At 72.5% G+C, this 25069-nt stretch carries 29 protein-coding genes, 1 tRNA gene and 1 pseudogene; 18 read left to right on the top strand and 13 right to left on the bottom strand.

Features of this window, described 5'->3' with window-relative positions; all coding sequences use genetic code 11:
- Positions 1-26 precede the first annotated feature (26 nt).
- From O7626_RS28040 to O7626_RS28055, 4 genes are all read right to left on the bottom strand, one after another.
- Complete coding sequence (locus O7626_RS28040) at positions 27-1427, bottom strand: amidase family protein (protein WP_278064070.1); 1401 nt, start codon at positions 1425-1427, stop codon at positions 27-29.
- 55 nt (positions 1428-1482) lie between these two features.
- Complete coding sequence (locus O7626_RS28045) at positions 1483-2625, bottom strand: cystathionine gamma-synthase (protein ID WP_278064071.1); 1143 nt, start codon at positions 2623-2625, stop codon at positions 1483-1485.
- A gap of 78 nt (positions 2626-2703) precedes the next feature.
- Positions 2704-3462, bottom strand: coding sequence for a hypothetical protein (locus O7626_RS28050; RefSeq protein ID WP_278064072.1), 759 nt, complete (start codon positions 3460-3462; stop codon positions 2704-2706).
- 8 nt (positions 3463-3470) lie between these two features.
- Entirely contained in the window at positions 3471-3737 is a 267-nt protein-coding gene (locus O7626_RS28055; protein ID WP_278064073.1) for a hypothetical protein, read from the bottom strand.
- A 74-nt stretch (positions 3738-3811) separates the two neighbouring features.
- Between O7626_RS28055 and O7626_RS28060 the strand changes: the two genes are divergently transcribed.
- The 3 genes from O7626_RS28060 (at position 3812) to O7626_RS28070 (ending at position 5518) form a co-directional block, all read left to right on the top strand.
- Positions 3812-4258: an HIT family protein gene (locus tag O7626_RS28060; RefSeq protein ID WP_278064074.1), complete on the top strand. Its 447-nt coding sequence runs from the start codon at positions 3812-3814 to the stop codon at positions 4256-4258.
- A 54-nt stretch (positions 4259-4312) separates the two neighbouring features.
- Positions 4313-4972 carry a peptide-methionine (S)-S-oxide reductase MsrA gene (gene msrA / locus O7626_RS28065; protein ID WP_278064075.1) on the top strand — a complete coding sequence of 220 codons (660 nt, stop codon included), beginning with the start codon at positions 4313-4315 and terminating at the stop codon, positions 4970-4972.
- Positions 4973-5065: 93 nt separating this feature from the next.
- A complete protein-coding gene (locus O7626_RS28070) occupies positions 5066-5518 on the top strand; it encodes a GNAT family N-acetyltransferase (protein ID WP_278064076.1) in 453 nt (150 codons plus the stop codon).
- Here O7626_RS28070 and O7626_RS28075 read toward each other — a convergent pair.
- Positions 5515-6189 carry a hypothetical protein gene (locus O7626_RS28075; protein ID WP_278064077.1) on the bottom strand — a complete coding sequence of 225 codons (675 nt, stop codon included), beginning with the start codon at positions 6187-6189 and terminating at the stop codon, positions 5515-5517. The genes O7626_RS28070 and O7626_RS28075 overlap by 4 nt on opposite strands.
- 99 nt (positions 6190-6288) lie before the next feature.
- Here O7626_RS28075 and O7626_RS28080 point away from each other — a divergent pair, with 99 nt between their 5' ends.
- The 8 genes from O7626_RS28080 to O7626_RS28115 all read left to right on the top strand — a co-directional run bounded on the left by O7626_RS28080 (position 6289) and on the right by O7626_RS28115 (position 12410).
- Entirely contained in the window at positions 6289-6573 is a 285-nt protein-coding gene (locus O7626_RS28080) for a type II toxin-antitoxin system Phd/YefM family antitoxin (protein ID WP_278064078.1), read from the top strand.
- Positions 6570-6860, top strand: a complete 291-nt coding sequence (locus tag O7626_RS28085) for a type II toxin-antitoxin system RelE/ParE family toxin (RefSeq protein WP_278064079.1) — start codon at positions 6570-6572, stop codon at positions 6858-6860. The genes O7626_RS28080 and O7626_RS28085 overlap by 4 nt, the downstream gene beginning before the upstream one ends.
- Before the next feature lie 285 nt (positions 6861-7145).
- Positions 7146-7505, top strand: a complete 360-nt coding sequence (locus tag O7626_RS28090; protein WP_278064080.1) for a YciI family protein — start codon at positions 7146-7148, stop codon at positions 7503-7505.
- 175 nt (positions 7506-7680) lie between these two features.
- Complete coding sequence (locus O7626_RS28095) at positions 7681-8082, top strand: YbaB/EbfC family nucleoid-associated protein (protein ID WP_278064081.1); 402 nt, start codon at positions 7681-7683, stop codon at positions 8080-8082.
- Positions 8083-8106: 24 nt separating this feature from the next.
- Complete coding sequence (locus O7626_RS28100; RefSeq protein ID WP_278064082.1) at positions 8107-8418, top strand: hypothetical protein; 312 nt, start codon at positions 8107-8109, stop codon at positions 8416-8418.
- A complete protein-coding gene (locus O7626_RS28105) occupies positions 8415-10631 on the top strand; it encodes a hypothetical protein (protein ID WP_278064083.1) in 2217 nt (738 codons plus the stop codon). The genes O7626_RS28100 and O7626_RS28105 overlap by 4 nt, the downstream gene beginning before the upstream one ends.
- A gap of 61 nt (positions 10632-10692) precedes the next feature.
- Positions 10693-10998, top strand: coding sequence for a hypothetical protein (locus O7626_RS28110; RefSeq protein ID WP_278064084.1), 306 nt, complete (start codon positions 10693-10695; stop codon positions 10996-10998).
- 431 nt (positions 10999-11429) lie between these two features.
- Positions 11430-12410, top strand: a complete 981-nt coding sequence (locus O7626_RS28115; RefSeq protein ID WP_278064085.1) for a ribonuclease Z — start codon at positions 11430-11432, stop codon at positions 12408-12410.
- Position 12411: 1 nt separating this feature from the next.
- Here O7626_RS28115 and O7626_RS28120 read toward each other — a convergent pair whose 3' ends face one another.
- A complete protein-coding gene (locus O7626_RS28120; RefSeq protein WP_278064086.1) occupies positions 12412-12741 on the bottom strand; it encodes an MmcQ/YjbR family DNA-binding protein in 330 nt (109 codons plus the stop codon).
- 27 nt (positions 12742-12768) lie between these two features.
- Between O7626_RS28120 and O7626_RS28125 the strand changes: the two genes are divergently transcribed.
- On the top strand, positions 12769-13296 hold the full coding sequence (locus tag O7626_RS28125) for a GNAT family N-acetyltransferase (protein ID WP_278064087.1): 528 nt from the start codon (positions 12769-12771) through the stop codon (positions 13294-13296).
- 93 nt (positions 13297-13389) lie between these two features.
- Positions 13390-14346, top strand: a complete 957-nt coding sequence (locus tag O7626_RS28130; RefSeq protein ID WP_278064088.1) for a trypsin-like peptidase domain-containing protein — start codon at positions 13390-13392, stop codon at positions 14344-14346.
- A gap of 60 nt (positions 14347-14406) precedes the next feature.
- Here O7626_RS28130 and O7626_RS28135 read toward each other — a convergent pair whose 3' ends face one another.
- The gene (locus O7626_RS28135; RefSeq protein ID WP_278064089.1) at positions 14407-15783 is read right to left on the bottom strand and encodes a cystathionine beta-synthase; all 1377 of its coding nucleotides are present in this window, start codon (positions 15781-15783) and stop codon (positions 14407-14409) included.
- A gap of 214 nt (positions 15784-15997) precedes the next feature.
- Positions 15998-16357 (bottom strand): YkvA family protein, encoded by a 360-nt coding sequence (locus tag O7626_RS28140; protein WP_278064090.1) that lies wholly within the window; start codon positions 16355-16357, stop codon positions 15998-16000.
- A 312-nt stretch (positions 16358-16669) separates the two neighbouring features.
- Between O7626_RS28140 and O7626_RS28145 the strand changes: the two genes are divergently transcribed.
- Both O7626_RS28145 and O7626_RS28150 read left to right on the top strand, forming a co-directional pair.
- On the top strand, positions 16670-17719 hold the full coding sequence (locus O7626_RS28145; RefSeq protein WP_278064091.1) for an SGNH/GDSL hydrolase family protein: 1050 nt from the start codon (positions 16670-16672) through the stop codon (positions 17717-17719).
- Positions 17716-18549 (top strand): SGNH/GDSL hydrolase family protein, encoded by an 834-nt coding sequence (locus O7626_RS28150; protein ID WP_278064092.1) that lies wholly within the window; start codon positions 17716-17718, stop codon positions 18547-18549. Before O7626_RS28145 ends, O7626_RS28150 begins: the two co-directional genes overlap by 4 nt.
- A 34-nt stretch (positions 18550-18583) precedes the next feature.
- Here the strand turns inward: O7626_RS28150 and O7626_RS28155 are convergent, their stop codons facing one another.
- Positions 18584-19255 (bottom strand): NAD(P)H-binding protein, encoded by a 672-nt coding sequence (locus tag O7626_RS28155; RefSeq protein ID WP_278064093.1) that lies wholly within the window; start codon positions 19253-19255, stop codon positions 18584-18586.
- Between the two features lie 175 nt (positions 19256-19430).
- Here O7626_RS28155 and O7626_RS28160 point away from each other — a divergent pair, with 175 nt between their 5' ends.
- Together O7626_RS28160 and O7626_RS28165 are read left to right on the top strand one after the other, a co-directional pair.
- Entirely contained in the window at positions 19431-20087 is a 657-nt protein-coding gene (locus tag O7626_RS28160; protein WP_278064094.1) for a TetR/AcrR family transcriptional regulator, read from the top strand.
- Positions 20088-20096: 9 nt separating this feature from the next.
- Entirely contained in the window at positions 20097-21359 is a 1263-nt protein-coding gene (locus tag O7626_RS28165; RefSeq protein ID WP_278064095.1) for an acetyl-CoA C-acetyltransferase, read from the top strand.
- A gap of 72 nt (positions 21360-21431) precedes the next feature.
- Here O7626_RS28165 and O7626_RS28170 read toward each other — a convergent pair whose 3' ends face one another.
- From O7626_RS28170 to O7626_RS28185, 4 genes and pseudogenes are all read right to left on the bottom strand, one after another.
- Complete coding sequence (locus tag O7626_RS28170) at positions 21432-21776, bottom strand: hypothetical protein (protein WP_278064096.1); 345 nt, start codon at positions 21774-21776, stop codon at positions 21432-21434.
- Positions 21777-21797: 21 nt separating this feature from the next.
- A pseudogene (locus O7626_RS28175) lies at positions 21798-21899 on the bottom strand (Bax inhibitor-1/YccA family protein); the annotation flags it as partial.
- A gap of 156 nt (positions 21900-22055) precedes the next feature.
- Positions 22056-22877: a Bax inhibitor-1/YccA family protein gene (locus O7626_RS28180; RefSeq protein ID WP_278064097.1), complete on the bottom strand. Its 822-nt coding sequence runs from the start codon at positions 22875-22877 to the stop codon at positions 22056-22058.
- Positions 22878-23033: 156 nt separating this feature from the next.
- Positions 23034-23114: transfer RNA gene (locus tag O7626_RS28185), tRNA-Leu, on the bottom strand.
- Positions 23115-23209: 95 nt separating this feature from the next.
- On the opposite strand from O7626_RS28185, the gene O7626_RS28190 reads away from it, so the two are divergent.
- Positions 23210-25051, top strand: a complete 1842-nt coding sequence (locus O7626_RS28190; protein WP_278064098.1) for a hypothetical protein — start codon at positions 23210-23212, stop codon at positions 25049-25051.
- The last annotated feature ends 18 nt before the right edge of the window (positions 25052-25069 follow it).

Consider the following 25069-nt stretch of genomic DNA (forward strand, 5'->3'; position numbering starts at 1 on the left):
TGGCGGTTCCGGACCCGCCGGGGGCGTCAGCCGGCCGGGGTCGGCACCCGGGGCCAGTTCGGGGCGTGCCGGCGCCACGGGCCGGTCATCTCGAACTGCCCCGCCACCCCGAGCAGCAGCAGCTCCGAGCCGGGCGGCCCGACCAGTTGCACTCCGACCGGCAGCCCGTCCGGGCGCAGTCCGACCGGTACCACGAGCGACGGCAGTCCGGCCAGGTTCCACGGCCCGGCGTACGGGGCGTACCGGATGCAGGTCAGCAGGTTCGCCCGCCACGGCCGCGACGCCCAGCCGTCGGCCGGCGGCGGAGCGCTGGCCAGGGCCGGGGTGAGCAGCAGGTCGACCGAGTGGTCGCCGAAGAAGCCGATGCTCCGCTCCCGCCACCGGGTGCGGTCCTGCTCGCGTACCAGGCCGCGGCGCAGGGCCCAACCGCCGAGGGCGGCGTGCCGCCGGCTGCGCTGTTGCAGGGTGGCCGGATCGAGGCCGGCCGCCTCGATCTCGTTCGCCGCCGACGCCAGCCAGGTGGCGATGCCGCGCAACCCCAGCGAGGTCGGATAGACCGGGTCGACCGAGACGGTGTCGTGTCCGGCCACCGCCAGCAGCTTCGCGGCGGCGGCCACCGCGTCCCGGTTCGGCTGGTCCGGGCGTACCCCGGCCACCGGCGACCGGAGCGAGACGGCGACCCGCAGCCGCTGCGGAGGTGTCAGCTTCTCCGGCCGGCGTCCGGCGAGCACCGCGAAGCCGACCGCGGCGTCCGCCACGGTGCTGGCCAGGATGCCCTGCTCGGCGAGTCCGTACCAGTCGTTGGCGCCGAGCTGGCACGGCACCACGCCCCGGCCCGGCTTGAGCCCGACCAGGCCGCAGCAGGCGGCCGGGATCCGGATCGAGCCGAGTCCGTCGTTGCCGTGCGCGATCGGCACCATGCCGGAGGCCACCGCCGCCGCCGCGCCGCCGGAGGAGCCGCCCGGGGTGCGGTCGGGCGCCCACGGGTTGCGGGTCGCCACCGCCTCGTCGTCGGTGAACCCGAACAGCCCGAGTTCCGGCATCCGGGTCACCCCGACGATCACCGCACCGGCGCCGCGCAGCCGCCGGACCACCTCGTGGTCGGACTCGGCAACCGGGGTACGCGCCGCCGCCGACCCGTTCCAGGTCGGCAGGCCCGCCACGGCGGTGTTCTCCTTGACCGCCACCGGCACCCCGGCCAGCGGCAGGTTCGCCAGGTCGTCCTGCTCGTCGACCTTCTCCGCCTCGACGATCGCCTCGCCGCCCCGCACCACCCGGAACGCGGACAGCTCACGGTCGGTCCGGTCGATGTGGTCGAGGTGGTCCGCCACCACCTGGGTGGCGGAGGCGTCCCCGCGACGGACGGCCCGGGCGATCTGCTTCGCGGTCGCGCCCACCCAGTTCGGCGTGATGTCCTGCACGGCCACCTCCCCATCGGCTTGTCCGCGGCGCCGTCCGGGCGGCCAGCCGGCCGGACGACGGTCAGCCGAGCGCCTGCTCCAGGTCTGCGAGTAGGTCGTCGGCGGTCTCGATGCCGACAGACAGTCGCACGAGATCGGCGGGAACTTCAAGCGGCGAGCCGGCAGCACTTGCGTGTGTCATCCGGCCCGGGTGTTCGATCAGCGACTCGATCCCGCCCAGCGACTCGGCGAGGACGAAGAGTTTCGCCCGGTCGCAGATCTGTACGGCGTGCTCCTCGCCGCCGGCCGCCCGGAAGGAGATCATCCCCCCGAACCGGCGCATCTGCTTCGCCGCGACCTCGTGCCCGGGGTGCTCCGGCAGGCCGGGATAGAGCACCTGGGCCACCGCCCGGTGCCCGGCGAGGTAGTCGGCGATCCGCTCGGCGTTGTCGCAGTGCCGGTCCATCCGTACCCCGAGGGTCTTCACCCCGCGCAGGGTCAGCCAGGCGTCGAACGGCCCGTTCACCGCCCCCATCGCGTTCTGGTGGTAGCGCAGCTCCTCGCCGAGCGCGGCGCTGGCCGCGACGAGGGCGCCGCCGACGACGTCGGAGTGCCCGCCGACGTACTTGGTGGTGGAGTGCACCACCACGTCCGCGCCGAGCGCGATCGGCTGCTGGAGGTACGGCGAGGCGAAGGTGTTGTCGACCACGAGCAGCGCGTCGACGTCACTGGCCAGTCCGGCGAGCCCGGCGATGTCGGCGATCCCGAGCAGCGGGTTGGTGGGAGTCTCCACCCAGATCACCCTGGTCTGGCCGGGGCGGACCGCCGCGCGTACCGCGTCGACGTCGGATATCCGGGCCGCCGTCCAGGTCAGCCCCCAGCGCTCGGCGACCCGGGCGAAGAGCCGGAACGTGCCCCCGTACGCGTCGTCCGGGATCACCACGTGGTCACCGGGCCGGCAGACCGTACGCAGCAGGGTGTCCTCGGCGGCCAGCCCGCTGGCGAAGGTCAGCCCGACCGGGCCGCCCTCCAGCGCGGCGAGGCAGTCCTGCAGCGCGTCCCGGGTCGGGTTCGCCGACCGGCTGTACTCGTAGCCGAGCCGGGGCGCGCCGACGGCGTCCTGGGCGTAGGTGCTGGTCTGGTATATCGGTGGCACCACCGCCCCGGTGCGGGGCTCCGGCTCCTGGCCGGCGTGGATGGCGAGTGTCTCGAAGCCGTGACTCATTTGCAGAAGGCTAGCCTGCCGTGATGGCGGCTTGCGTGTTCTGCGGGATAGCGGGGACGCGAGGACGTTGCGAAAACGCTACCCCTCATCCAGATCCAGCAACTTCGCGGCGGCAGCCGTATCCATGATGTTCGACCAGGCCTGCTCGTTGGCCCGGAGGCTCCGCTCCGGCAGGACGGTCTCCGGGTACCAGCCACCATGGTCACAGCCGGGAACGATGTCGAGGATGATCTTCGTGATGTTCTCCGGCACCGAGCCGGTGACCCGGATAGCGACGTAGGTCTCGTGTCCGGCGTCGGCACGGACCTGGACACCGAGGACGAAGGTATCGAGATCCATCGAGTGCTCGTGCCCGTCCCTGAGGGAGGCGCCCACGAGGCCCGGGACTGTCCGCTCCAACCTCCGGACGAACCGCAGGCCCGCCTCCAACCGGTAACGCAACCGGTCGTCCTGAGTCGGTAGCAGGTACGCCGAACAGGTGTCGGTAGCCAACGGCGGCCGAATCTCGGCGTTGTGCCGGGCGCGCCGCCCTGCCCGCCGCGACCAGGCGGCGTAGAAGTCGTCCGGGCTGCCGGACTCGCGACGCCCGGCGGCAACCAGCCACGGCAGTCCGGTTTCCGCCCACACCGCACCACGCCACCGCTGAACCTTGACCTTGAAGAAGACCTGGTCGTCGAGGGCCCGGATACGCTCGTGCGGGGTTTCGGCCGCGGCGAACTGTTCACCCGCCTTGTGCAGCAGGGGGTGCGCGATGCTGTCGAGCGGCTTGTCGAGCGAGGGAAGGGGTAGGTCCAGGTCGTCCCGGAGGCAGCGCAGAGTCGGGCGGGCGGCTTCCATGCCGGCGGCTACTCCCCTACCCCGCCGAGTCGGTCGATGTCCTCGCGCGGAACGCCGGTCAGCAGGCTCAGCCGCGAAGTCGTGCTGCCGTCGAGCAGCCGCATCGCCTCGGCCATCCGCTCCTGTATCTCCGTACGACGGGCCGCGAGGTAGTCCTTGACCGCCTCGGCGACCAAGTCCTTCTTTGTGAGCCCGAGGAAGTGTGCGCCCTGTGAAATCAACTCGTCGACCGCCGGATCGACCTTGAGCGGCGCCTGTCGTTTCGGCTTCACCATGCCGTCACCCCCTACCTCGCCGCAATGGTACCCAAGTACCTCACGCCCGCCGGCCGGTCCACTAGGCTCCCTCCGTGGCGGCTTGCGTGTTCTGCGGGATCGTGGCGGGTGGGGTGGCGTTCCGGGTGGCGGACAGCCCGGACGGGGTGGCCTTCCTCGACGTACGGCCGGTGTTCAGGGGGCACGTGCTGGTGGTGCCCCGGGAGCACGTGGAGACTCTCGGTGACCTGCCGGAGCAGGCGTTGCCGGGCTACTTCCGGCTGGTCCGGCGACTCGCGCTCGCCGTCGAGGCCGGGATCGGTGCCGGCGGCACGTTCGTGGCGATGAACAACCGGGTGTCCCAGTCCGTCCCGCACCTGCACACCCACGTCGTACCCCGGACCAAGGGTGACGGGCTGCGCGGCTTCTTCTGGCCGCGGACCAGGTACGCCTCGGACGAGGAGGCCAGCTGGTACGCCGACCGGATCTCCGCCGCACTCGGTGCGACCGGGCCGACGGGTGGTGCGGGCCGGGGCGGGTAAGGATCCGGGTACGTGCCGCGTTGCACCCGACAGAGGTACGAGAGGAGTTCCATCGTGTTCCTACGGCGTGCAAATGCCGAACTGCCCACCCCCGACCAGGCCCTGCCCGGCCGGCCGATCGCGATGCCGGTTTCCGACCGGCACGAGGTGCTCGGCACCCCGCTGCGGGGGCCGTGGCCGGCCGGCGCCCAGGTCGCCGTCTTCGGGATGGGTTGCTTCTGGGGGGCAGAGCGGCTGTTCTGGACCCTGCCCGGGGTGATTTCCACCTCTGCGGGCTATGCGGGCGGTTACACCCGGAATCCGACCTACGAGGAGGTCTGTTCGGGCCGGACCGCGCACGCCGAGGTGGTCCAGGTGGTCTACGACCCGTCGAAGATCGGCTACGAGGACCTGCTCAAGGTCTTCTGGGAGAACCACGACCCGACCCAGGGAATGCGGCAGGGCAACGACGTCGGTACCCAGTACCGGTCGGCGATCTACACCACGACGGACGAGCAGGCGGCGACCGCCCGGTCCTCCCGGGACGCGTTCGCCCCGGTGGTGGCGCAGGCCGGACGCGGCGAGATCACCACCGAGATCGCGGAGCTGGGCGACTACTACTACGCCGAGGACTACCACCAGCAGTATTTGGCGCCGACCAAAAATCCCGATGGTTATTGCAACCACGGCCCGAACGGGATGACCTGCCCCGTGGGCGTGGCCAAGACGGCCTGACCCCGGCACCGCGCGGGTCCGCAGATCCGCGGACCCGCGCCAGCGCCGACATGGCGTGGCCGGGGCGCTCCACGGCCGTGGCAAACTCAGCTCGTGAGGATCAGTCAGGCGAGCGCGGACGACGTCGCGGAGCTGGCCCGGCTGTTGTGGCTGGACACACTCCATGAGGAGCCAGCACCGCTGTCCGTTGAGGCATTCACGGCGGACCTTGCGCGGTGGTGGGCAGCCCACCAGGACTCGCATCTGGCGTTCGTCGCTCGACTCCGCCGACCGGAGATCGTCGGCATGGCCTGGGTCGCGCTCGTCCCCCGCATCCCGCGCCCCGGGGCGACAGGTCGGCTGTCCGCAGACATACAAAGCGTCTTCGTCATGCCGGATCAGCGAGGCCAGGGGATCGGCTCGGCGCTCGTGAAGGCTGCGTCAGAGCATGCGACACACCTCGGATCTCTCCGCGTGACGGTTCAATCCGGTCGCAAGGCAGTCCCGGTGTACGAACGGCTGGGCTTCGAGTCGTCCCGACAGCTTCTCCAGCGATCGGCGGGCTAGGCGGCGCGGTAGGTCGTTCGGTGAGAACGATCCACGCCTCCCAGGTGTTCGACCGGGCGGCCTGACACAGGTGTTCCCAACCTTTGGCGGGCCTCGGACGTGGCGAACCGCGCTTCCCACCCGCCCGGTTTCCCCGGCGGGGCCACCCGATCGCCTCGCTTAGCGGGCATCAGCGTCGCCATCCATGGGAGCAGGCACCGGGCCCAGGTCCTCGTCCCCGGGCCGCTCAGCTGGCGCAGAAGATCCGGATCGGCATAGACCATGGCCGTCGACTTCCACCCACGCAGCATCTCGGCCAGTACCGACCATTGCCCCAACTCGGCCGATATCCTCGCTGCCTTGATGAATTCGGCGACGAACTGAGCCACCGCGTCGGCAGGCAGCAGTTCGAGCCAGGGAAACTCCTCGCTCAGCGCCGCTGCGGCGGTCTCGACGGGAACATGCGCCAGAAGGTTGCGGAGCGCCCGCACGGTGGCGATGGCTCCCTCGCCGGAAGTGGCTATCCGATCTTCCCTGGTCAACAGCAGGTCGGCGCCGTCCCTGCGTCGCACACGCACGTCGCCGGCATCGGCTAGCGCTGCGACGCTCTTGGGATCACGCTGCAACTCGCTCCAGTGCACTTCCTTGACATCGACACGGTCAATTCTGAACTTGTTCAGAACTCCTGGCAAGGCGGATGGTCAGGATGCCGAATCAGTCGTCGGACCAGTACAGCAGGATGCCCGGAGATCTGTGCAGACTTCGCGCCAGACACTGCCTATACTTCGAGCATGACTACCGTGCCGTTCACCGAGGCCCGCAACCGCCTCTCGGAACTCATCGACGAGGTGGCCTCGACACACGAGCGGATAGAGATCACCAGGCACGGCCACGCCGCCGCGGTGCTCATCTCTGCCGACGATCTTGCGGCGCTGGAGGAGACCCTGGAGGTCCTGTCCAGCGCCGAGGCTATGCGGCAACTCGCCGAATCCAGGGCAGCCGTCGAAGCTGGTGACGTCCTCGACGCCGACGAGCTCGCCGCTCTGATGGCGAAGCGGTCGAACCGGTCACGATGACCGACCCGAATCCCCACCGCTACCGACTCCAGGTCACCGGCCCTGCCGCACGCGCCTTAGCCGGAAGGCTGCCGGAGAAGATCGCAGCGGCCGTCTACGAGTTCATCACCACGGTCCTGCTCGACAACCCGAATCGGGTCGGCAAACGGCTTCTTCTACCACCCTTCGAAGGCACCTGGTCGGCGCGACGGGGCACGTACCGCGTCCTCTACGAGATCGACGAAGACAACCGCGTCGTGACCGTTACGGCGATCGAAGACCGCGCGGACGCGTACCGGTCGCGTTGACTCACCGCGGGCCACGTCGGCCCGGTCCCACCCTCTCGCCAGCAGCTCACCGTTCGCCACGGTGCGGCTACCGCAACCACGGCCCCACCGGGATGAGCTGCCCCGTCGGCGTCGCCCGGGTGCCGTCCGACCTTCACCCGTCTCCTGGCACGACAGGCTCCTGGCCACACAGCTCCCCACCGACATCGACGTGAAAACGTCCTGCCCGAGGTGTCGTATCCACTCGGCGCCGTCCGTAGGTGGTACGGAGGCAGACGAAGGTCCGCCCGAGACGAGGGAGCAGACATGGCCCATTACCTCATCTACTTCAACCAGCAGTGGGTGGGCGACCACACCGAGGAGTGGTTCCGCGAGCGCGGCCCACTCGCCTCGGCGGTCGTGGACGAGATCAGGGCAGCCGGGGCGTACGTGTTCGCCGGAGGCCTGGAGCAGGGCCCCGTCTTCAGTGCCGACGCCACGAGCGGCACGTTGGTGTTCACCGACGGGCCCTACGTCGACAACAAGGAGTGGCTGGGCGGGCTGACCGTGGTGGACGTGCCCGACGAGGAGACGGCCCGGATGTGGGCCGGCAAGCTCGCCGAAGCATGCGGCTGGCCCCAGGAGGTCCGACGGTTCGGCTCGCAGTCGAAACCCGGTGACGAGTGAGCCGAGTCGCCGTGGCCAGGACAGCCTGACCCCGGTACAGGCGCTGGCGCTGGCGCGGGTCCGCGCCAGCGCCAGTTGCCCGCCGGGCCGACCAACCGAAATTCCGGGACAGACAACACGGTGTGTGTTTGCTTCAATACCTCTGCCGGGGGACGTGACGACGAGCGGGGGAACGGTGCTGGACAGGGATCCGACCGAGGCCGAGGAATGGATCCGCTCCTGGTCGGCCCAGGCCTCCGCCCGGGCCGAGGCGACCACGGCCATGGCCGACCGGGTTGCCGGCGTCACCACCACCGCGGCCAATCTCGACGGTACGGTCCGGGTCCGGATCGCCTCGTCCGGCGTACTGCTGGGCCTGGAGCTGGACGACCGCACCCGGGCGCTCTCCGGCCGCGACCTCGCCGCCGAGATCATGGCCACCATGCGCCGCGCGCAGGCAAAGCTGGCCGAGTCGGTCACCGCCGCCGTCCGGGAGACGGTGGGCGTCGACACGGAGACCGGACAGGCGGTGATCGCCAGCTTCCGGCAGAGGTTCCCGGCCGACGAGCCCGACGACGACCTCGACGGCCGGAGGTGACAGGTGTCCGGTCAGGACATTCGCATGCCGATCGAGGCGGTCGCCCGGCACGCCACCTCGGTCGACGCCGCCGCCGACGCGGTACAGACGGCGCACGGCGCCGCACAGCAGGTCAACCTGGGTCAGGAGGCGTACGGCAAGCTCTGCGGCGTGGTGCTGCCCGCCATGATCGGGATACTCGGCGGCTCCGGGGTCAAGGCCCTGGAGGCATCCCTGAACAGCCTGCGGGACGCCGCCGCCGGACTGCGTACGGCCGCCGCCAGCGCCGAGTCGACCGACCAGGTGAGCGCCAGCCGGAGCCGGGCCGTCGCGCCCCGACGTGAGCTGCCGCTGTGACCTCAGGGGCCAATCCGCTGGTCGCCCAGCGGGTCGACAGCACCGAGTGGTACACCGGCATCGGAGTCGCCGAGGGCGTCGCCGACCTGGTGAACGGCATCGAGTCCGGCAGCTGGGTCGACGGGACGATCGGCGGCCTGGCGACCTCGCTGGAGGCGCTGAGCGTCGTCCTGGATCCGCTCGGCTCGCTGGTCAGCTATGGCGTCTCCTGGCTGATCGAGCACGTCAAGCCGCTCTCCGACGCACTGGACTGGCTCGCCGGCGACCCGGACCAGATCTCCGCGTACGCACAGACCTGGCGCAACGTCGCCGAGCACACCGTAAAGGCGGCGAACGAGCTGCGCGCCGCCGTCGCCCGTGACCTGGTCGAGTGGGCCGGACCGGCGGCCACCGCGTACCAGACGAACATCGGTCTCCAGGTCGACTCGCTGGGGAAGATCGGCGAGTCCGCCAAGGGGATCGGTTCCGCCGTGGAGGGTGCCGGCCTGCTCGTCACCCTGGTGCGGGAACTCGTCCGCGACCTGATCGCCGACTTCGTCTCGGTGCTGGTCGTCCGCCTGCCGATGTGGCTGGCCGAGGCGGGCCTGACCCTCGGGGCCGCCACTCCGCTGGTGGCCGCCCAGGTCAGCTCGCTGGTGGCGAAGTGGGTCGCCAAGATCTCCGAGCTGCTGCTCGGGCTGGTCCGGAGCATCACCAAGCTGATGCCGATGCTGCGCAGACTCGACGACATCTTCGCCGAGCTGTGGCGGGCGTTGCGCGACGCGACCGGCGACGGCTTCCCCGGCGCAGGCGCCACTCCGGACGTACCGCAGCCGCAATGGACCGGCCCGGTACCAGCGGCCGGGACACCGGTGTCCGCCGATCCGTCACCGACAGCCCCCCGCGCACCGGAAGCTCCCGGCTCCACCGATCTCCCCAGCGGAGCCGGCGGATCCGGTGGAGCCGGCGGAGGGGGTGGAGGGGGTGGAGCCGGCGGGAACGGTGGGTCCGGCGAAGGCGGTGGCGACGGCGTCGCGCCGGCTCGGAACCCGGCGCCCGCCGGCACCGTGTACGGCACGCCGACCAGCCCGCAGCTCGCCGGGGTGGCCCCGCCGGCGACGGTCCCCGGCGCACCGGAGATTCCCCCGGCTTCCGCCCCGGCTACGCCGTCGCCCGGCACCGCCCCCGCTCCGACCGGAACCCTCTACGGCACACCCACCGCACCCGATCTGGCCGGCAGGCCCGGCGCTCCGGCCACCGGTCCGTCCACGCCCGGCACCCCGGCCGCGCCGCCCGGAGGTTCCGGCCCGACCGGTGCTGACCCGCGCTCGCCACGCGGACTTCCGCAACCGACCGTTCCCGACGATCTCAGCTCGCTCGAACCGAGGTCGCCGTCCGACGCTGGCCGGAACCCGTGGTACGACAGCGGGGACGGCGGCGGAAACGGCGGGGACGGCGGGGACGGCGCGGGTCAGCCGCCGGAGACGGACGGGGCGGCTGATGCGGACGGGGCGGCGGACGGGCCGGGAGAACCGGAGGCCGGGTCCGGCGCCGATCCCGCCGTGCCCGATCATGCGAGCGAGGCCGAGTTGCGGTTGCTCGGCAGGGAGGTGCACAGCATGGTCGAGCTCGACCCCAGCAGACACCCCGAGGTGTACGACATCACGTTCACCGACGGCACGCACGGCATCTACAAGCCGAACGTGCCCGAGAACGAGTTCGTCCAGGTCCGCTCCTCGATTCCGGAGAGCGGGCTGGCGGCCCGGGAGGTCGCCGCCTCCCGCCTCAACGAGGACCTCGGCTTCGACCTGGTGCCGACGACCGCCCGCTGGGACGGCCCGCACGGGTCCGGCTCGATGCAGGAGTTCGTGGAGAACGCGAGCCAGGGCCGTGAGGTGACCGACTACTCCGTCCCGGAACGCGAGCAGATGGCGGTGCTCGACTATGTCAGCGGCAACACCGACCGGCACATGGGTAACTACCTGACCGGCCCGGACGGTCGCCTCGTCGCCATCGACCACGGCTACTCGTTCCCGCAGTCGAACGCCGAGCCGCTGCGCTCGGAATTCGTGCAGGAGCGGATGAACAGCCCGCTCAGCCCGGACACGATGGCCCGGCTCCAGGCCACCGACCCAGCCCCGTACTGGCCGACCGGCTCCGGGCCACCGGCCTGGACGAGAGGGCGGTCGCCGGTGCGCTGGACCGCTTCGACGAGTTACGCAGCCGGGGCATGATCACCGGCGAGGCGTGGCGGGCCTTCCATCCGCCGAATCCGTGGTGACCAGAGGAGCCGTGGTGACACAGGAGGCAGACATGACCGAGCAGGCACCGACCAAGGTGGCGTTGTACTCGTTCGCCCAGCACACCAACCGGCGGGTGGCCGAGTTCCGCTGGCAGCCCGGCGAGGCGGTGTCGCTGACCATCCTCGACCCCGAGTGGGCCGCGCTGGCGCGGGACTTCTACAACAAGGGCGTACCGGCCGGGCCGGGGCGGGTTTCGCCGGAGACGGGTCCGGAGTTCATGCGGGCCCTGCTCCAGCGCTTCCGGATGAGCTACTACAAGTTCGTGGACGAGAGCGGCGAGAACGGCGAGAGCGCCTGAGCCGTGGCCGGCAGTCGGCAGCCGGCAGCCGGCGCCGTACGGAGCGCTCGGGCGGGCCGGTTCGGCGGTCCCGGCGGTGTGGTCAAAAACCCTTGCCGGTGCCGACCGGGCTGGATAGCGTGGCCGTACACGGGAAGGGAGGTGGTCCGAGCTTTGTATAGCGATAGGACTCGTGAGGTGGCTGTCCGCTAGCCGCTGTCCTTGACAGTTCGGTGTCCGCCGCAGGCGGGCAGTTGCAAGTCGTCGAGACCGTGTGGCAGCGGTGCGGCGAATCCACGACAGCCACCCGACCCCCGGGGAGCCGGCCATAGTCCAGCCGGCTCCCGCGTGACAGGCGTCACGCGGGACCCCGGGGGTCGACCATTTCCCCGTCGACCTCCGTCGCCACCGGCCGCCGCCGCAAGCCGGTACTCCCCGGGAAGAGGCCCGCCGTGTCCGTACGTGAGCTGGCGGTGCTGGGCACGGCCAGCCAGGTCCCGACCCGGCACCGCAACCACAACGGGTACCTGCTGCGCTGGGACCGGGAGGTGATCCTCTTCGACCCCGGCGAGGGGACCCAGCGGCAGATGATGTTCGCCGGCATCCCGGCCGGTGACCTGACCCGGATCTGCGTCACGCACTTCCACGGCGACCACTGTCTCGGCCTGCCCGGGGTGGTGCAGCGGCTCTCCCTGGACCGGGTGGCCCGACCGGTCGAGGCGCACTTCCCGGCCGACGACGCGCACTTCTTCGCCCGGCTGCGGCACGCCAGCTCCTTCCACGAGACCGCCGAGCTGCGCGAGCTGCCGGTGCTGCGGGACGGGCAGACCTTCGGCACCGCCGCCGGCACGTTGCTGGCCCGCCGGCTCCGGCATCCGGTGCCGACGTACGGCTACCGGCTGGTCGAGCCGGACGAGTGGCGGATGCTGCCGGAGCGGCTGGCGGCGTACGGGATCCGGGGTCCGGCGGTCGGCGAGTTGATCCGTACCGGGCAGGTCGACGCGGCGGGCCGGCGGGTGACGCTGGCCGAGGTGAGCGCGCCCCGGCCCGGCCAGCGGTTCGGTTTCGTGATGGACACCGGCCTCTGTGACGGAGTTTTCGAGCTGGCCGAGCGGGCCGACCTGCTGGTGATCGAGTCGACGTTCCTGACCGAGGACGCCGCGCTCGCCGCCGAGGTCGGGCACCTGACCGCGGCCCAGGCCGCCCGGGTGGCGGCCGAGTCCGGGGTACGCCGGCTCGTGCTGACCCACTTCTCCCAGCGTTACGGCCCGACGTCCCGGGCCGGGGTGCCGCCGGCCGCCGAGCGCTTCGCGACCGAGGCCCGGGAGCACTTCGACGGTGAGCTGGTGGTCGCCGAGGACCTGACCCGGGTGGCCGTGCCACCCCGGGCAGCGGTCAGCAGGACGGGCTCACCACCAACCGCTGCGCCCTGAGTCAGCGGGGCAGCGTCGCCGCCAGCCGCTGCGGCGCCCTGATCCGCCACGACTCGGTGAGCAGTTCGCTCAACTCGACCGGGTCGGCCCGGTCCAGCGCGACCACCACCATCGGATAGTTGGCGTAGTGCGCCGGCACCGTGTAGGTCTGCGGCGCCGCGTCGAGCAGCGCCTCCCGCTCGTGCGTGAAGATCGCGATCCGTTCGCGGTCCTCCAGCAGTCGGACGAAGAGCTTGCCGCGGATCTTGCAGGCGGGTGTCCCGTACGAGATGCCCTGTTCCACTTCGGGCAACACCGACACCAGATCACACACTCTGTCCCAGGTGACCATGTCGGCCACGTTACTACGATCATCATCATGACCCTCAACCTGCGCCCGGCGGCCGCCGGCGACCTGATGGCGATCGGAGCGCTCCAACACAGATCCCGGGCGATGGCCTACCGGGACATCGTCCCGGCCGACGCGCTGGCGGCGGAGACCGCCGAGATGATGGGGCGGTACTGGACGGAGCGCTGGTCCTACGAGCGGGACACCCACCAGATGACGGTGGCGGAACGGGCCGGCGAACCGGTCGGGTTCACCTATCTCGGGCCGCACGATCCGGCCGAGCCGGACTCGGCCGGCCCGGACGTCGGCGAGTTGTACGCGATCCACCTCGACCCGGCCGAGCAGGGCCAAGGGACGGGCCGGACCCTGATGGTCGACGCCCTGGCGAAGCTGCACGCCCGCGGTTGGCGCCGGGCCGTGCTCTGGGTGCTCGCCGAGAACGCGCACGCCCGGGACTTCTACCTCCGGGGCGGCTGGCGCCCGGACGGCGCCCAGCGGGAGGGCGGCATCGGTCGCGTCCTGACCCCGCAGCTCCGGTACGCCCGCGACCTGCCCTGACAGCGACGACGTAGCGGCGGCGCTCGGCGGGATTTCGCTCTGGGCGCAGCGTGGCCGGGGATCGACCTCGGCCCGGCCGCTGTTGACCGGCACATGGACACCGAACGAGGAGTACCGGAGCGCGCCGAGGGGGCCGCGCTCGACGCGTACTCGAAGGTGGTGACCGGGGTCGCGAGCCGGGTGCTGCCCAGCGTGGCCGCGCTGGCGGTGCGCGGGCCGCGCGGGGCCGGCGCCGGCTCGGCGGTCACCTTCACCGACGACGGCTTCCTGCTCACCAGCGCGCACGTGGTGGACGGCGCGACGAGTGGGCTGGCCACCTTTGGCGACGGCGCGGAGGCTCGGTTCGACGTGGTCGGCACCGATCCGCTCTCCGACCTGGCCGTGCTCCGGGTCCGGGCGACCGGCGCCCCGCCCGCCGAACTCGGCGACGCCGATCCGCTGCGGATCGGGCAGCTCGTGGTGGCGGTCGGCAACCCGATGGGGCTGGCCGGCTCGGTCACCGCCGGGGTGGTCTCCGGGCTGGGCCGCTCGCTGCCGGCCCGGGACGGCCGGGTGGTCCGGCTGATCGAGGACGTCATCCAGACCGATGCCGCGCTCAACCCCGGCAACTCCGGCGGGGCGCTGGCCGACGCCGCCGGCCGGGTCGTCGGGATCAACACCGCGGTCGCCGGGTACGGCCTCGGCCTGGCGGTGCCGATCAATCCCACCACCCGGCAGATCATCGGCGACCTGGTGACCTCCGGACGGGTCCGCCGGGCCTGGCTGGGTGTCGCCGGGGTGCCGGTGCCGCTGCCGCCGGCCGTCGCCGAGCGTACCGGCCAGCGGCGCGGGCTGCGGGTGGTGGAGGTGGTCCCGGAGAGCCCGGCCGGGGTCGCCGGGATCTACCTGGGTGACGTGGTGGTCACGGCCGGCGGCCGGCCGGTGGCGGACGGGCAGAGCCTGCAACGGCTGATGCTCGGTCCGGCCATCGGCAGCCGGCTGCCGATCACCCTGCTCCGCCGGGGCGCCTTCGTCGACGTCATCGCCGTCCCCGCCGAGCTGACCCGGTGAAAGGAAGGGCCCCTGCTTATACAAAAAGCGATAGGAAGGGGCCCTTCCTTACACCTCGGTTCAGCGGGTGTGTGCGCCCAGGTGGGCCAGCAGGTCCTGCCGGGTGAGTACGCCCTTCGGCTTGCCGTCCACCAGCACCAGCGCGGCGTCGGACTTCTCCAGCAGCCCGACCGCCTCGCTCACCGGCTGCCCGCCGCCGATCATCGGCAGTGGTGGGCCCATGTGCCGCTCGATGGTGTCGTGCAGCTTCGCCTGCCCGGTGAAGAGCGCGTCCAGCAGGTCGCGTTCGGCGATCGAGCCGGCCACCTCGCCGGTCACCACCGGCGGCTCGGCCTTGAGCACCGGCAACTGGGAGACGGCGTACTCGCGCATGTAGTCGACCGCGTCCCGGACCGTCTCGGTCGGGTGTACGTGGACCAGCTCCGGCATGCCGTTCGGCTTGCTGTTCAGCGCGTCGGCCACGGTCGGCTCGGTGGCGCTGGTGTCCATGAATCCGTACCGGGCCATCCACTCGTCGTCGAAGATCTTGGACAGGTAGCCCCGGCCGCCGTCCGGCAGCAGCACCACGACCACGTCGTCCGGGCCGGCCCGCCGGGCCACCTCCAGGGCGGCGGCCACCGCCATCCCGCAGGAGCCGCCGACCAGCAGCCCCTCCTCGCGGGCGAGCCGCCGGGTCAGCTCGAAGGAGGTCTTGTCGGAGACCTCCACGATCTCGTCGCAGATGCCCCGGTCGTACGTCTCCGGCCAGAAGTCCTCGCCGACCCCCTCGACCAGGTACGGCCGGCCGGTGCCGCCGGAGTAGACCGAGCCCTCCGGGTCGGCGCCGATGATCCGTACCGCCCCGCCGGAGACCTCCTTGAGGTAGCGGCCGGTGCCGGAGATGGTGCCGCCGGTGCCGACCCCGGCTACGAAGTGCGTGATCCGGCCGCCGGTCTGCTCCCACAGCTCGGGACCGGTCGTCTCGTAGTGCGAGCGCGGGTTCGCCGGGTTGGCGTACTGGTTGGGCTTCCAGGCGCCGGGGATCTCCCGGGTCAACCGGTCGGAGACGTTGTAGTAGGAGCGCGGGTCCTCCGGCGCCACCGCGGTCGGGCAGACCACCACCTCGGCGCCGTACGCCCGGAGCACGTTCTGCTTGTCCTCGCTGACCTTGTCGGGGCAGACGAAGACGCAGCGGTAGCCCCGGGTCTGGGCCACCAGCGCCAGTCCGACCCCGGTGTTCCCGCTGGTCGGCTCGACGATGGTGCCACCCGGCCCGAGCAGTCCGGCCCGCTCCGCCTCCTCGACCATCCGCAGCGCGATCCGGTCCTTGACCGAGCCGCCCGGGTTGAAGTACTCGATCTTGGCCAGCACGGTCGCCGAGATGCCGGCGGTCACCTGCCGGAGTCGGACCAGCGGGGTGTCACCGATCAGCTCGATGACGTTGTCGTAGTAGCGCACGACGTTGTGCCCTTCTCGCCTGCTCGCCGGCCGGACGGCACTGGCCGGGCACGTCGGTGCTGGTGGCGTGCGGTCGGGGCGAAGGATGGTCTGGTTCTTCCGTCAGCGTACGTGCCGCCGGCCCGGCCGGTGGCCGCAGGACCCGGGCCGGTAGGTGACCGCGCAGGCCGGGCGCAGCGGGTGACCGCGCCGGCCGGGCGCAGCAGGAACGGTGTCAGTGTGCCAGCCGGCCGGGGACGACGGAGGCGCGGCGGGCCTCCCACTCCAGGAAGCGCTCGGTCTCGGCGAGTACGGCACCGGCCAGCCAGGTCACCATCACCGCGTCGTCGGCCAGACCGAAGATCAACAGCGTCAGTTCCGGCAGCACGTCGACCGGGGAGAGCACGTACGCGGTCGCGGCGGTCATCAGGGCGAGCCGCACCCCGCCGTCGTACTCGCCCCGGACGGTGGCGGCGATCATGCGGGGCAGGGCGGCGATCCGCCTGCCCAGCGACGGCCCGCCCCGGGAACCGGCGGTCAGGGCCCGGAACAGCGCCCGGAACGCGGCGGTTCGGCGAAGTGTCTTGGTGGCCATGTCGGCACCCTCCTCTGCACCCAATGATGCATCCGATCGCAACCGGGCGCCCGTCGAGATATTTCGGGGGCTCCCGAGCGGAAACGTCCGCCCGGCCGGCGGTGAACCGGCGCTGGCCGGGTACCCGAGGCGGCATCCGTCGCGCTGGCGGGACGCCGACAGCGCGGATGGGCGAGGCGGAGCTAGTGTCGAAGGTCGCGAGGGGTACGGCGCGACAGGCGGGGGGCCCTGATGAGTCCGGCCGGATCGACGAGGCGACAGCGGTCGCGGCAACGGAACCTGACGTCGCGGTGGCAACCGCAGCGGTCGGCGTTGCAATCCCCGGTCGCCCGGCGGGTGGCCGAGGCGACGGCCCTGGGCGCCGGGCTGGCCGCGCTGACCACCGCCGCCGGGTACGCGCTGCTGCTCGGGCAGGCCCGGCAGGCCCGTCGGGTGATCCCGCTGGCCGAGGCGCCGCCGCCGCGTGGCGACGGCGTCTACGGTGCCAAGTTTCCCGGCGAGCCGATCACCATGGTGGTCCTGGGCGACTCCTCGGCCGCCGGCTACGGGGTGCACCGGCCCCGGGAGACGCCCGGCGCACTGCTCGCCACCGGCACCTCCCGGCGGTTGCGCCGGCCGGTCCGGCTCTACCGGTACGCCGTGGTCGGCTGCCTCTCCTCGGGGCTGCGCCCGCAGGTCGACGCGGCGCTGGAGCGCGAGCCGGACGTGGCGGTGATCCTGATCGGCGGCAACGACGTGACGAACCGTACGCCGCACGCGATGGCGGTCCGCTATCTCGTCGAGGCGGTACGCGAGCTGCGGGCGGCCGGGGCGCAGGTGGTGGTCGGCACCTGCCCCGACCTCGGTGCGATCCAGCCGATCAAGCCGCCGCTGCGCTGGCTGGCCCGGCGGTGGAGCCGGCAACTGGCCGCCGCGCAGACCGTGGCGGTGGTCGAGGCCGGTGGCCTGACGGTCTCCCTCGGCGACCTGCTCGGTCCCCGGTTCGCCGCCGAGCCGACCCGGATGTTCGCCTGGGACCACTTCCATCCCTCCGCCGAGGGGTACGCGATCGCGGCGGCCGCCCTGCTGCCGACCGTACTGGCCGCGCTCGGCGCACGCCCGGAGCACCGCCCGTCGCTCGTCGGCGACCAGGGCGTACGGTCGCTGCCGGCGGCGGCCCAGGAGGCGGCCCGGCACGCGGGTACGGAGGTCCGGGCGGTCCGGGTCGACGGCCACGAGCACGGCCCGGGCGGCCGGTGGGCGCAGCTTCGCCGCCGTGGGGCCTGGTTCGGGCACCCCCGCTCGGGGGAGACTGGAGGCCCACCGGAGACACCGGCACCGCTGGACGAGGCGACGTCCTCCACAGTAGAGGAACGGGCATGACGGGACTCGACACGACGATCGGCACGGCGACGTACGGGATAGCGACCCGGATCGCCCGGGGGGCCGCGGTCACGCTGCTCGCCGGTGCGGTCGGCGGGATCGCGCTGCTGGCCGGCGAGGCGTTCGTGGCCCGCAACCGCCGGTACGCCCGCCCGGAGCTGGGCCTGGCCCTGCGCTCCACGGTCGGCCGGGCCGGTGCCCCGCCGCTGCGGCTGGTCCTGCTCGGCGACTCGGCCGCGCTCGGGGTCGGGGTGGACCGGGCCGACGAGACGGTCGGCGGGCAGCTCGCCCGGCTGCTCTCCGAGGGGGCGGCGCTGGTCGGCGGCGGTCAGCGCCAGGTGCGGCTCTCCAGCGTCGGCGTCTCCGGCTCCCGCTCCACCGACCTGGCGACCCAGGTGGCCCGGGCACTGCTCGGCGAGCAGCCGGACGTGGCGGTGATCCTGGTCGGCGCGAACGACGTGGTGGGGCTGCGCCGGCCGGGCGAGGCGGCGGCGTACCTCGGCGCGGCGGTACGCCGGCTGCGCGGCGCCGGTGTCCGGGTGGTGGTCGGCACCTGCCCCGATCTCGGCGCGGTCCGGGCCATCGCGCCGCCGTTGCGGCAGGTCGCCGGCTGGCTGGGCCGGCAGACCGCGCGGGCGCAGGCGGTTGCCGTCATCGAGGCCGGCGGCACGGTGGTGGACCTGGCCGCCGAGACCGGCGCCGTGTTCCGGGCCGACGCCGGCACGCTCTGCCACGACGGCTACCACCCGTCGGCCGACGGCTACCGGGTCTGGGCGCACGCCCTGCTCCCCGCCGTGGCCCGGGCCGCCGCCGGCACCCGGCAGCGGTAGCCCCACCAGGTCCCGGGCCACCGGGGGCGGATGTTCAGGTGGCGACGGCGACCGCCTGCCGGATCGTCTCCGGTTGTTCGAGCGCCCGCAGCATGCAGTGCGCGACGTCGGCGCGCGGCACGACGAGCCCGCCCCGCACACTGCGCCCGTACGCGGTCCGGTAGGCACCGGTCAGCGGCCTGTCGGTCAGCCGGGGCGGGCGGACGACGGTCCAGTCCAGGTCGCTGTCCCGGAGCAGTTCCTCCGTCACCGCCAGGTCGACGTAGTGCCTGCGCAGCACGGTCTTGAGGATCGGGCCGAGCAGGTAGCGCACGAGGGGTCCCTCACCCGGGTCGGGCGAGGGCTTCCGCTGGCCGGGCGCGGCGACGGTGGAGACCGGGGCGGCACTGACCACGACGATCCGGCGTACTCCCCTGGCGCGCATCGCGGTGACGATCGCCCTGGTGCCCCGGGAGGTCACCCCGCTGTCCGCCATCGACCGGGGGCCGAGGCCGGACAGCACCGCGTCGGCCCCGTCGACGGCGTCGGCCAGCGGTGCCGGGTCGGGGTGGCCCAGGTCGCCCCGGACGATCCGTACGCCCTCGGGCTCGCCGGACAGCCGCGCCGGGTCTCGTACCACCGCCGTCACGTCGTGGCCGGCGTCGACCGCCTGCCGGAGCAGGTGCCGACCGATCCCGCCGCTGGCCGCGAAGATCGTGAGCTTCATGCCTCTCCCCGTCCCCGGTACGTGAGTGAGTGTTCACTTACCACTAGACTAGTGAGCACTCACCACCTGTCAAGCACGCCGTGCACCTCTGGTCGGCGGCCGGCGGGTGGCGTTGGCGAGGATGTGTGGGGGGCCGGCGTACCGCCGCCCGTGGGCGGCCGACGGAACGAGGGCGATGAGCACGACGAGCCGAGGCGAGACGACCCGGGAACGCATCCTGGCCGCGGCCTCCACGGTGATCCGGGAGCAGGGGCTGGCACACACCACGACCAAGGAGATCGCCCGGATCGCCGGGTGCTCCGAGGCCACCCTCTACAAGTACTTCACCGGCAAGGAGGAACTCTTCCTCGCCGTACTGCGGATCCGGCTCGCCCCGTTCATCGGGTTGATGATCCGGCTGCCGGACCAGGCGGGCACCGGCAGCGTGCCGGACCGGCTGACCGGCCTCGGCCACGAGATGCTGCGGGTCTACGCCGACTCCGGCCAGCTCGCGATGGCCCTCTTCGCCGAGCCGGTGCTGCTGGACCGGCAGCGCGCCCTCTTCCTGAGCACCGGCGCCGGGCCGCAACACGCCAACGACCAGCTGGCCGAGTATCTCCGGCGGGAGCGGGAACTGGGCCGGATCGTGCCCACGGCCGATCCGGTGGCGTTGGCCAACCTCTTCCTGGGCGCCTGCTTCTACCGGGCCTTCCTGGTCGCCTTCCTCGGGCCGGCCGGCGACCAGCTGCTCGACCACGATCCCGACCGGTTCGTCGCGGAACTGGTCGCCGCCGTTGCCCGCCGGACGGAAGCGGAGCCGCCCACTGATGACCGGCGGGGCAACCCGGGTTAACGTTGGTTCATGCCGACCGCGTCCCCCCGCGATGCCGTTATCGTCGCGACCGCCCGCTCCCCCATCGGCCGGGCCCACAAGGGCTCCCTGCGAGAACTGCGCCCGGACGACCTGGCCGCGACGATCGTGCAGGCCGCGCTCGACAAGATTCCACAGCTCGACCCGCGCCAGATCGACGACCTCTACCTCGGCTGCGGGCTGCCCGGCGGCGAACAGGGCTTCAACATGGCCCGGGTGGTGACGACACTGCTCGGCCTGGACACCGTGCCCGGGGCGACCCTCACCCGCTACTGCGCCTCCTCGCTACAGACCACCCGGATGGCGCTGCACGCCATCCGGGCCGGCGAGGGCGACATCTTCGTCTCGGCCGGTGTGGAGTGCGTCTCCCGGTACGCCCGGGGCAACTCCGACGGCCTGTCCCCGGAGGCGCAGGAGCTGGTCGGCGGCGGTTGGCAGAACCCGAGGTTCGACGCGGCACGGGCCCGCTCGGCGGCCCGTACCGAGGCCGACGCACCGGTCTGGACCGATCCCCGGCTGGACGGCGGGCTGCCGGACGTCTACCTGGCGATGGGGCAGACCGCCGAGAACCTCGCCCAGGCGTACGACGTGACCCGGGCCGAGATGGACGAGTTCGGCGTACGCAGCCAGAACCTCGCGGAGAAGGCGATCGCCGACGGCTTCTGGGCCCGGGAGATCACCCCGGTCACCCTGCCGTCCGGGGAGTGGGTCGACGCCGACGACGGGCCGCGCCCGGGAGTGACCGTGGAGGCGGTGGCCGGACTGAAGCCGGTCTTCCGACCCGACGGCCGGATCACCGCCGGCAACTGCTGCCCGCTCAACGACGGGGCGGCGGCGGTGGTGGTGATGAGCGCCGAACGGGCCCGCGAACTGGAGATCACTCCGCTGGCCCGGATCGTCTCCACCGGGGTGACCGCACTCTCCCCGGAGATCATGGGACTCGGTCCGGTCGAGGCGTCCCGGCAGGCGCTGCGGCGGGCCGGGATGACGATCGACGACGTCGACCTGGTCGAGATCAACGAGGCGTTCGCGGCCCAGGTGATCCCGTCGTACCGCCAGCTCGACATCCCGCTGGAGAAGCTGAACGTGATGGGCGGCGCGATCGCCGTGGGACACCCGTTCGGGATGACCGGCGCCCGGATCACCGGCACCCTGCTCAACGCCCTGGACTGGCACGACCGGACGATCGGGCTGGAGACCATGTGCGTGGGCGGCGGTCAGGGCATGGCGATGGTGCTGGAGCGGCTCAGCTGAGCCGACCGCCGAGCGCCGGGCCGCCGGGGGCGCGGCGACAGTCGGCGGCAGGCTCGCCGACGGCGGGCGCGGTCAGAGCGCCTGCCGGACGGTTGCCATCTCGTCGGCCGCCCCGGCCAGCACCGGCGGCGCCGGGTCCGCGGCGACCAGGTCGGCGACCACCACCCGGAGCTGGTCGGGCAGGGCCAGGTCGTTCTCCAGCCGGGGTACCGGCCGGGCCGGCTCGCCGGCCGCCGCCGCGGCCAGGTCGGCCAGCCGTTGGACGAGCCGGTGCACCAGGTCGGCCCGGGCCGTCCCGCCGGACGGGCCCGGTGCCGCCCAGCGCGGCGGGGTCCAGTGCCCCACCTGCCGGACGAGCAGGTCGAGCTGGCGGAGCAGCGGCTCGGCCGGGCGGACGACGGGTTCGGGCGCGTTCATCGCGGGGAGTCTACGGTCGGTTCACCGGCGGACGTAGCTGAGCGGCCGGAGGATCTGCCGGTAGCGCAAGACCAGCCCGACCAGCAGCCCGAACGCGCAGTACCAGGCGTACCGGACCGGCAGGCCGTCCCCGCCACCCAGTCGACTGGGCCACCGGCGCCCGCCGCACCCCCGCGTACGCCGACGCCCGCCCCCGCCTGCGGCGGGGACGGGCGTCGGTGCAGGTTCGGCGGGCCGGCACGGCCGCCGGATGTCGTCCCGTCAGGGGCGTCGACCGGGTCAGTCGTCGCCCTGGAAGTAGCTGAGCAACCGCAGGATCTCGATGTAGAGCCAGACCAGGCTGACCAGGATGCCGAAGGCGGCGGTCCAGGAGTAGCGGCTCGGCAGGCCCATCCGCACGCCCTCTTCGACCTCGTGGAAGCTGAGGATGAAGCTGAGCGAGGCGATCACAATGCAGATCAGGCTGAACCCGATGGCGACCGGGCCACCACTGCGCAGCCCGGTCTCGATGCCGAAGAGCGCCAGCACGAAGTTGATCAGGATGACCGCGAAGATGCCGACCGTGGCCGCGATGACGCCCCGGACGAACTTCGGGGTAGCCCGGATGACCTTGGCCTTGTAGAGCCCGGCCATCAGGAAGAAGACCCCGAAGGTGGCGATCACCGCCTGGAGGACGATGCCGTCGTGACCGAGGAAGGACTCGAAGAACTTGCTGACCATGCCGACGAAGACACCCTCGACGACGGCGTAGGTGACGACAAGTGCCGGGTTGGCCATCCGCATGAACGAGATCACCAGGCCGAGCACCAGCCCGACGACGGCGGCCCCGATCCAGGCGGCGCCGACCAGCGCGTCCGGCACGAGTACCCAGGCGAGCGCGGCGGAGAGGCCGGTGATGCCGAGCAGGGTGACCGTCTTGACGACGACGTCGTCGATGGACATCGGCGTCACGGTGGGCGGCGCGGCGGGGTAGCCCGCGTCCGTCGGGTAGGGCTGCCCGTAGCCGGGCTGCCCGTATGCGCCGGCCGGGGCGTGACCCGCGGCGCGCTCCCGCTCGGCCGCCTGGCCGAGTCGGGACAGCACCGGATTGGACGTCTTCACTTTGTCAAGCCTCCTGAAAAGGTCGGTGCGCAGTGCCCGTGCCCTATCCAGGGTAATGGGCACCGGCGACGTTGTGGAGATCCACGTCACCGCACCACCCGGCGGGCGGGTCCCGGCCTGTCGGAAGGGAGACCCACGCGGCGACGGCGACGGCGGTGCCCGGGGCGGGGGTCGAACCCGCACGCCTTGCGGCAGCCGCTTTTAAGGCGGCCGTGTCTGCCTTTCCACCACCCGGGCGGGTGCCGGACCCCTCGGTCCTGGTGCCTGCCACGGTAGCGGGTGGAGCCCCACCGGGCGCACCCCGTTCGCGGATCGGCACTAGGGTCACTGTCGTGACCAGCACTGCCCGCGCGGCGCAGGACGCCGACCCCGGCCCGGCCACGACAGCCTCCGTCTCCGGCCCGACCCGGTCCTTCCGGGGACGCTGGCCCGGCGCACTGCACCGGCACGGACCCGACCTGGGGATCTGCCTGCTCTTCGTCCTCCTCGCCGGCTGGCTCACCGCCGGGCTCTGGCCGGACCCGGGCGCCCGGGTGCTGGCGCTCAACCCGGAGGACCAGGCCCTCTACGAGTGGTTCCTGGCGATGGACTCCCGGGTGCTGCACGGCGACTTCAGTCTGCTGAGCGAGCGGCTGAACGCCCCGGACGGGGTGAACCTGATGGCCAACACCACGGTCATCGCCCTCGGCTTCCTGTTCGCGCCGATCACGCTGGCCTTCGGCGCGCCGGTCACCTTCGCGCTGCTCGCCGCCGGCAACCTGGCCGGCACCGCGATCGCCTGGTACCTGCTCTTCACCCGGCTGCTCGGCGCCCGCCGGCTCGCGGCCGCGCTCGGTGCCGGGCTCTGCGGCTTCGGGCCGGGGATCATCTCCCAGTCCAACAGTCACCTGCACATGACCGCGCAGTGGCTGGTGCCGGTGCTGATCTGGCTGGTCGTCCGGATGGTGCGGGCCGCCGATCCGCAGGGCCGGCCCGACCGGCCGGGAATCGACTGGCGGCGGGTCGTCACCTCGGCCGTCGGGCTCGCCGCCGGGGTGACGGTGCAGGTCTTCGTCGGCGAGGAGACGCTCTTCCTGGCCGCCGTCGCCCTGGTCGTCTTCACCCTGGCGTACGCCGCCGCGAACTGGTCACTGGCCCGCCGGGTGCTGCCCGGCTTCCTCGCCGGGATGGTGTTGGCGGTGGGGCTGGCGCTGCCGCTGCTGGCGTACCCGCTCTGGTTCCAGTTCGCCGGGCCGCAGAGCGTGCCGAACGGGATGTTCAGCCCGCACTACTTCTATGCCGACCTGGCGAGCTGGTCGGCCATCTCCCCGATGTCGATCGCCGGCTCCCCGGAGGCCGCCCGGCTGACCACCGGGCCGGCCGAGTACAACACCTTCCTGGGCTGGCCGCTGCTGCTGGCGGCGGTCCTCGCCGTCGGCTGGCTGATCCGGCGACCGGTGGTGATCGCCTGCCTCGTCTCCGGCGTCGTGATGGCGGCGCTGTCGCTCGGGCCGACGATCGTGGTCGACAAGGAGCAGACCGGGATCACCGGTCCTTACACGCTGCTGCTCGGCGTTCCCGTGGTGGACGGGGCGCTGCCGATGCGCTTCGCGCTGGCCCTGTTGCCGCTGATCGCCACCGTGCTGGTGCTGGCGGTCGACAAGGGGCTGGCCACCCCGGAGAAGCCGGTGCAGGTGATGGTGCCGCTGGCCGCCGTCGTCGCGCTGCTGCCGATCTTCCCGGCCCAGATCCCGACCGCTCCCCGGCCGCCGCTGCCCCGGTTCATCGCGGACGGGCACTGGCGGGACTGCGTCGAGCCGAACGGCGTACTCGTGCCGGTGCCGCTGCCGACCCCGCAGGAGCCCTGGCCGATGCGCTGGGCGACCGCCGCCGACGCGTCTTTCGCGCTGCCCGAGGGCTTCTTCATCGGCCCGTACGCGGCCGAGGGGCAGGCGTCGATGGGCACCTACAAGCAGCCGACCTCGCAACTGCTGGCCGACGTGTCCAAGAACGGCGGGGTGCCGTCGATCCTCCAGGAACAGCGGGACCAGGCCCGCCGGGCCATCGACTTCTGGGGCGCCTCCTGTGTCGCGGTCGCCGACGACGCCCCGAACGCGGCGAGCCTGAAGGGCACCCTGGAGGCGCTGTACGGTCCGGGTACCCGGATGGCCGACGCCTGGACCTGGAAGTTCTGACCGCGGCGACGGTGCCCG

Source organism: Micromonospora sp. WMMD1102, from assembly GCF_029626265.1.
GTDB lineage: Bacteria > Actinomycetota > Actinomycetes > Mycobacteriales > Micromonosporaceae > Plantactinospora.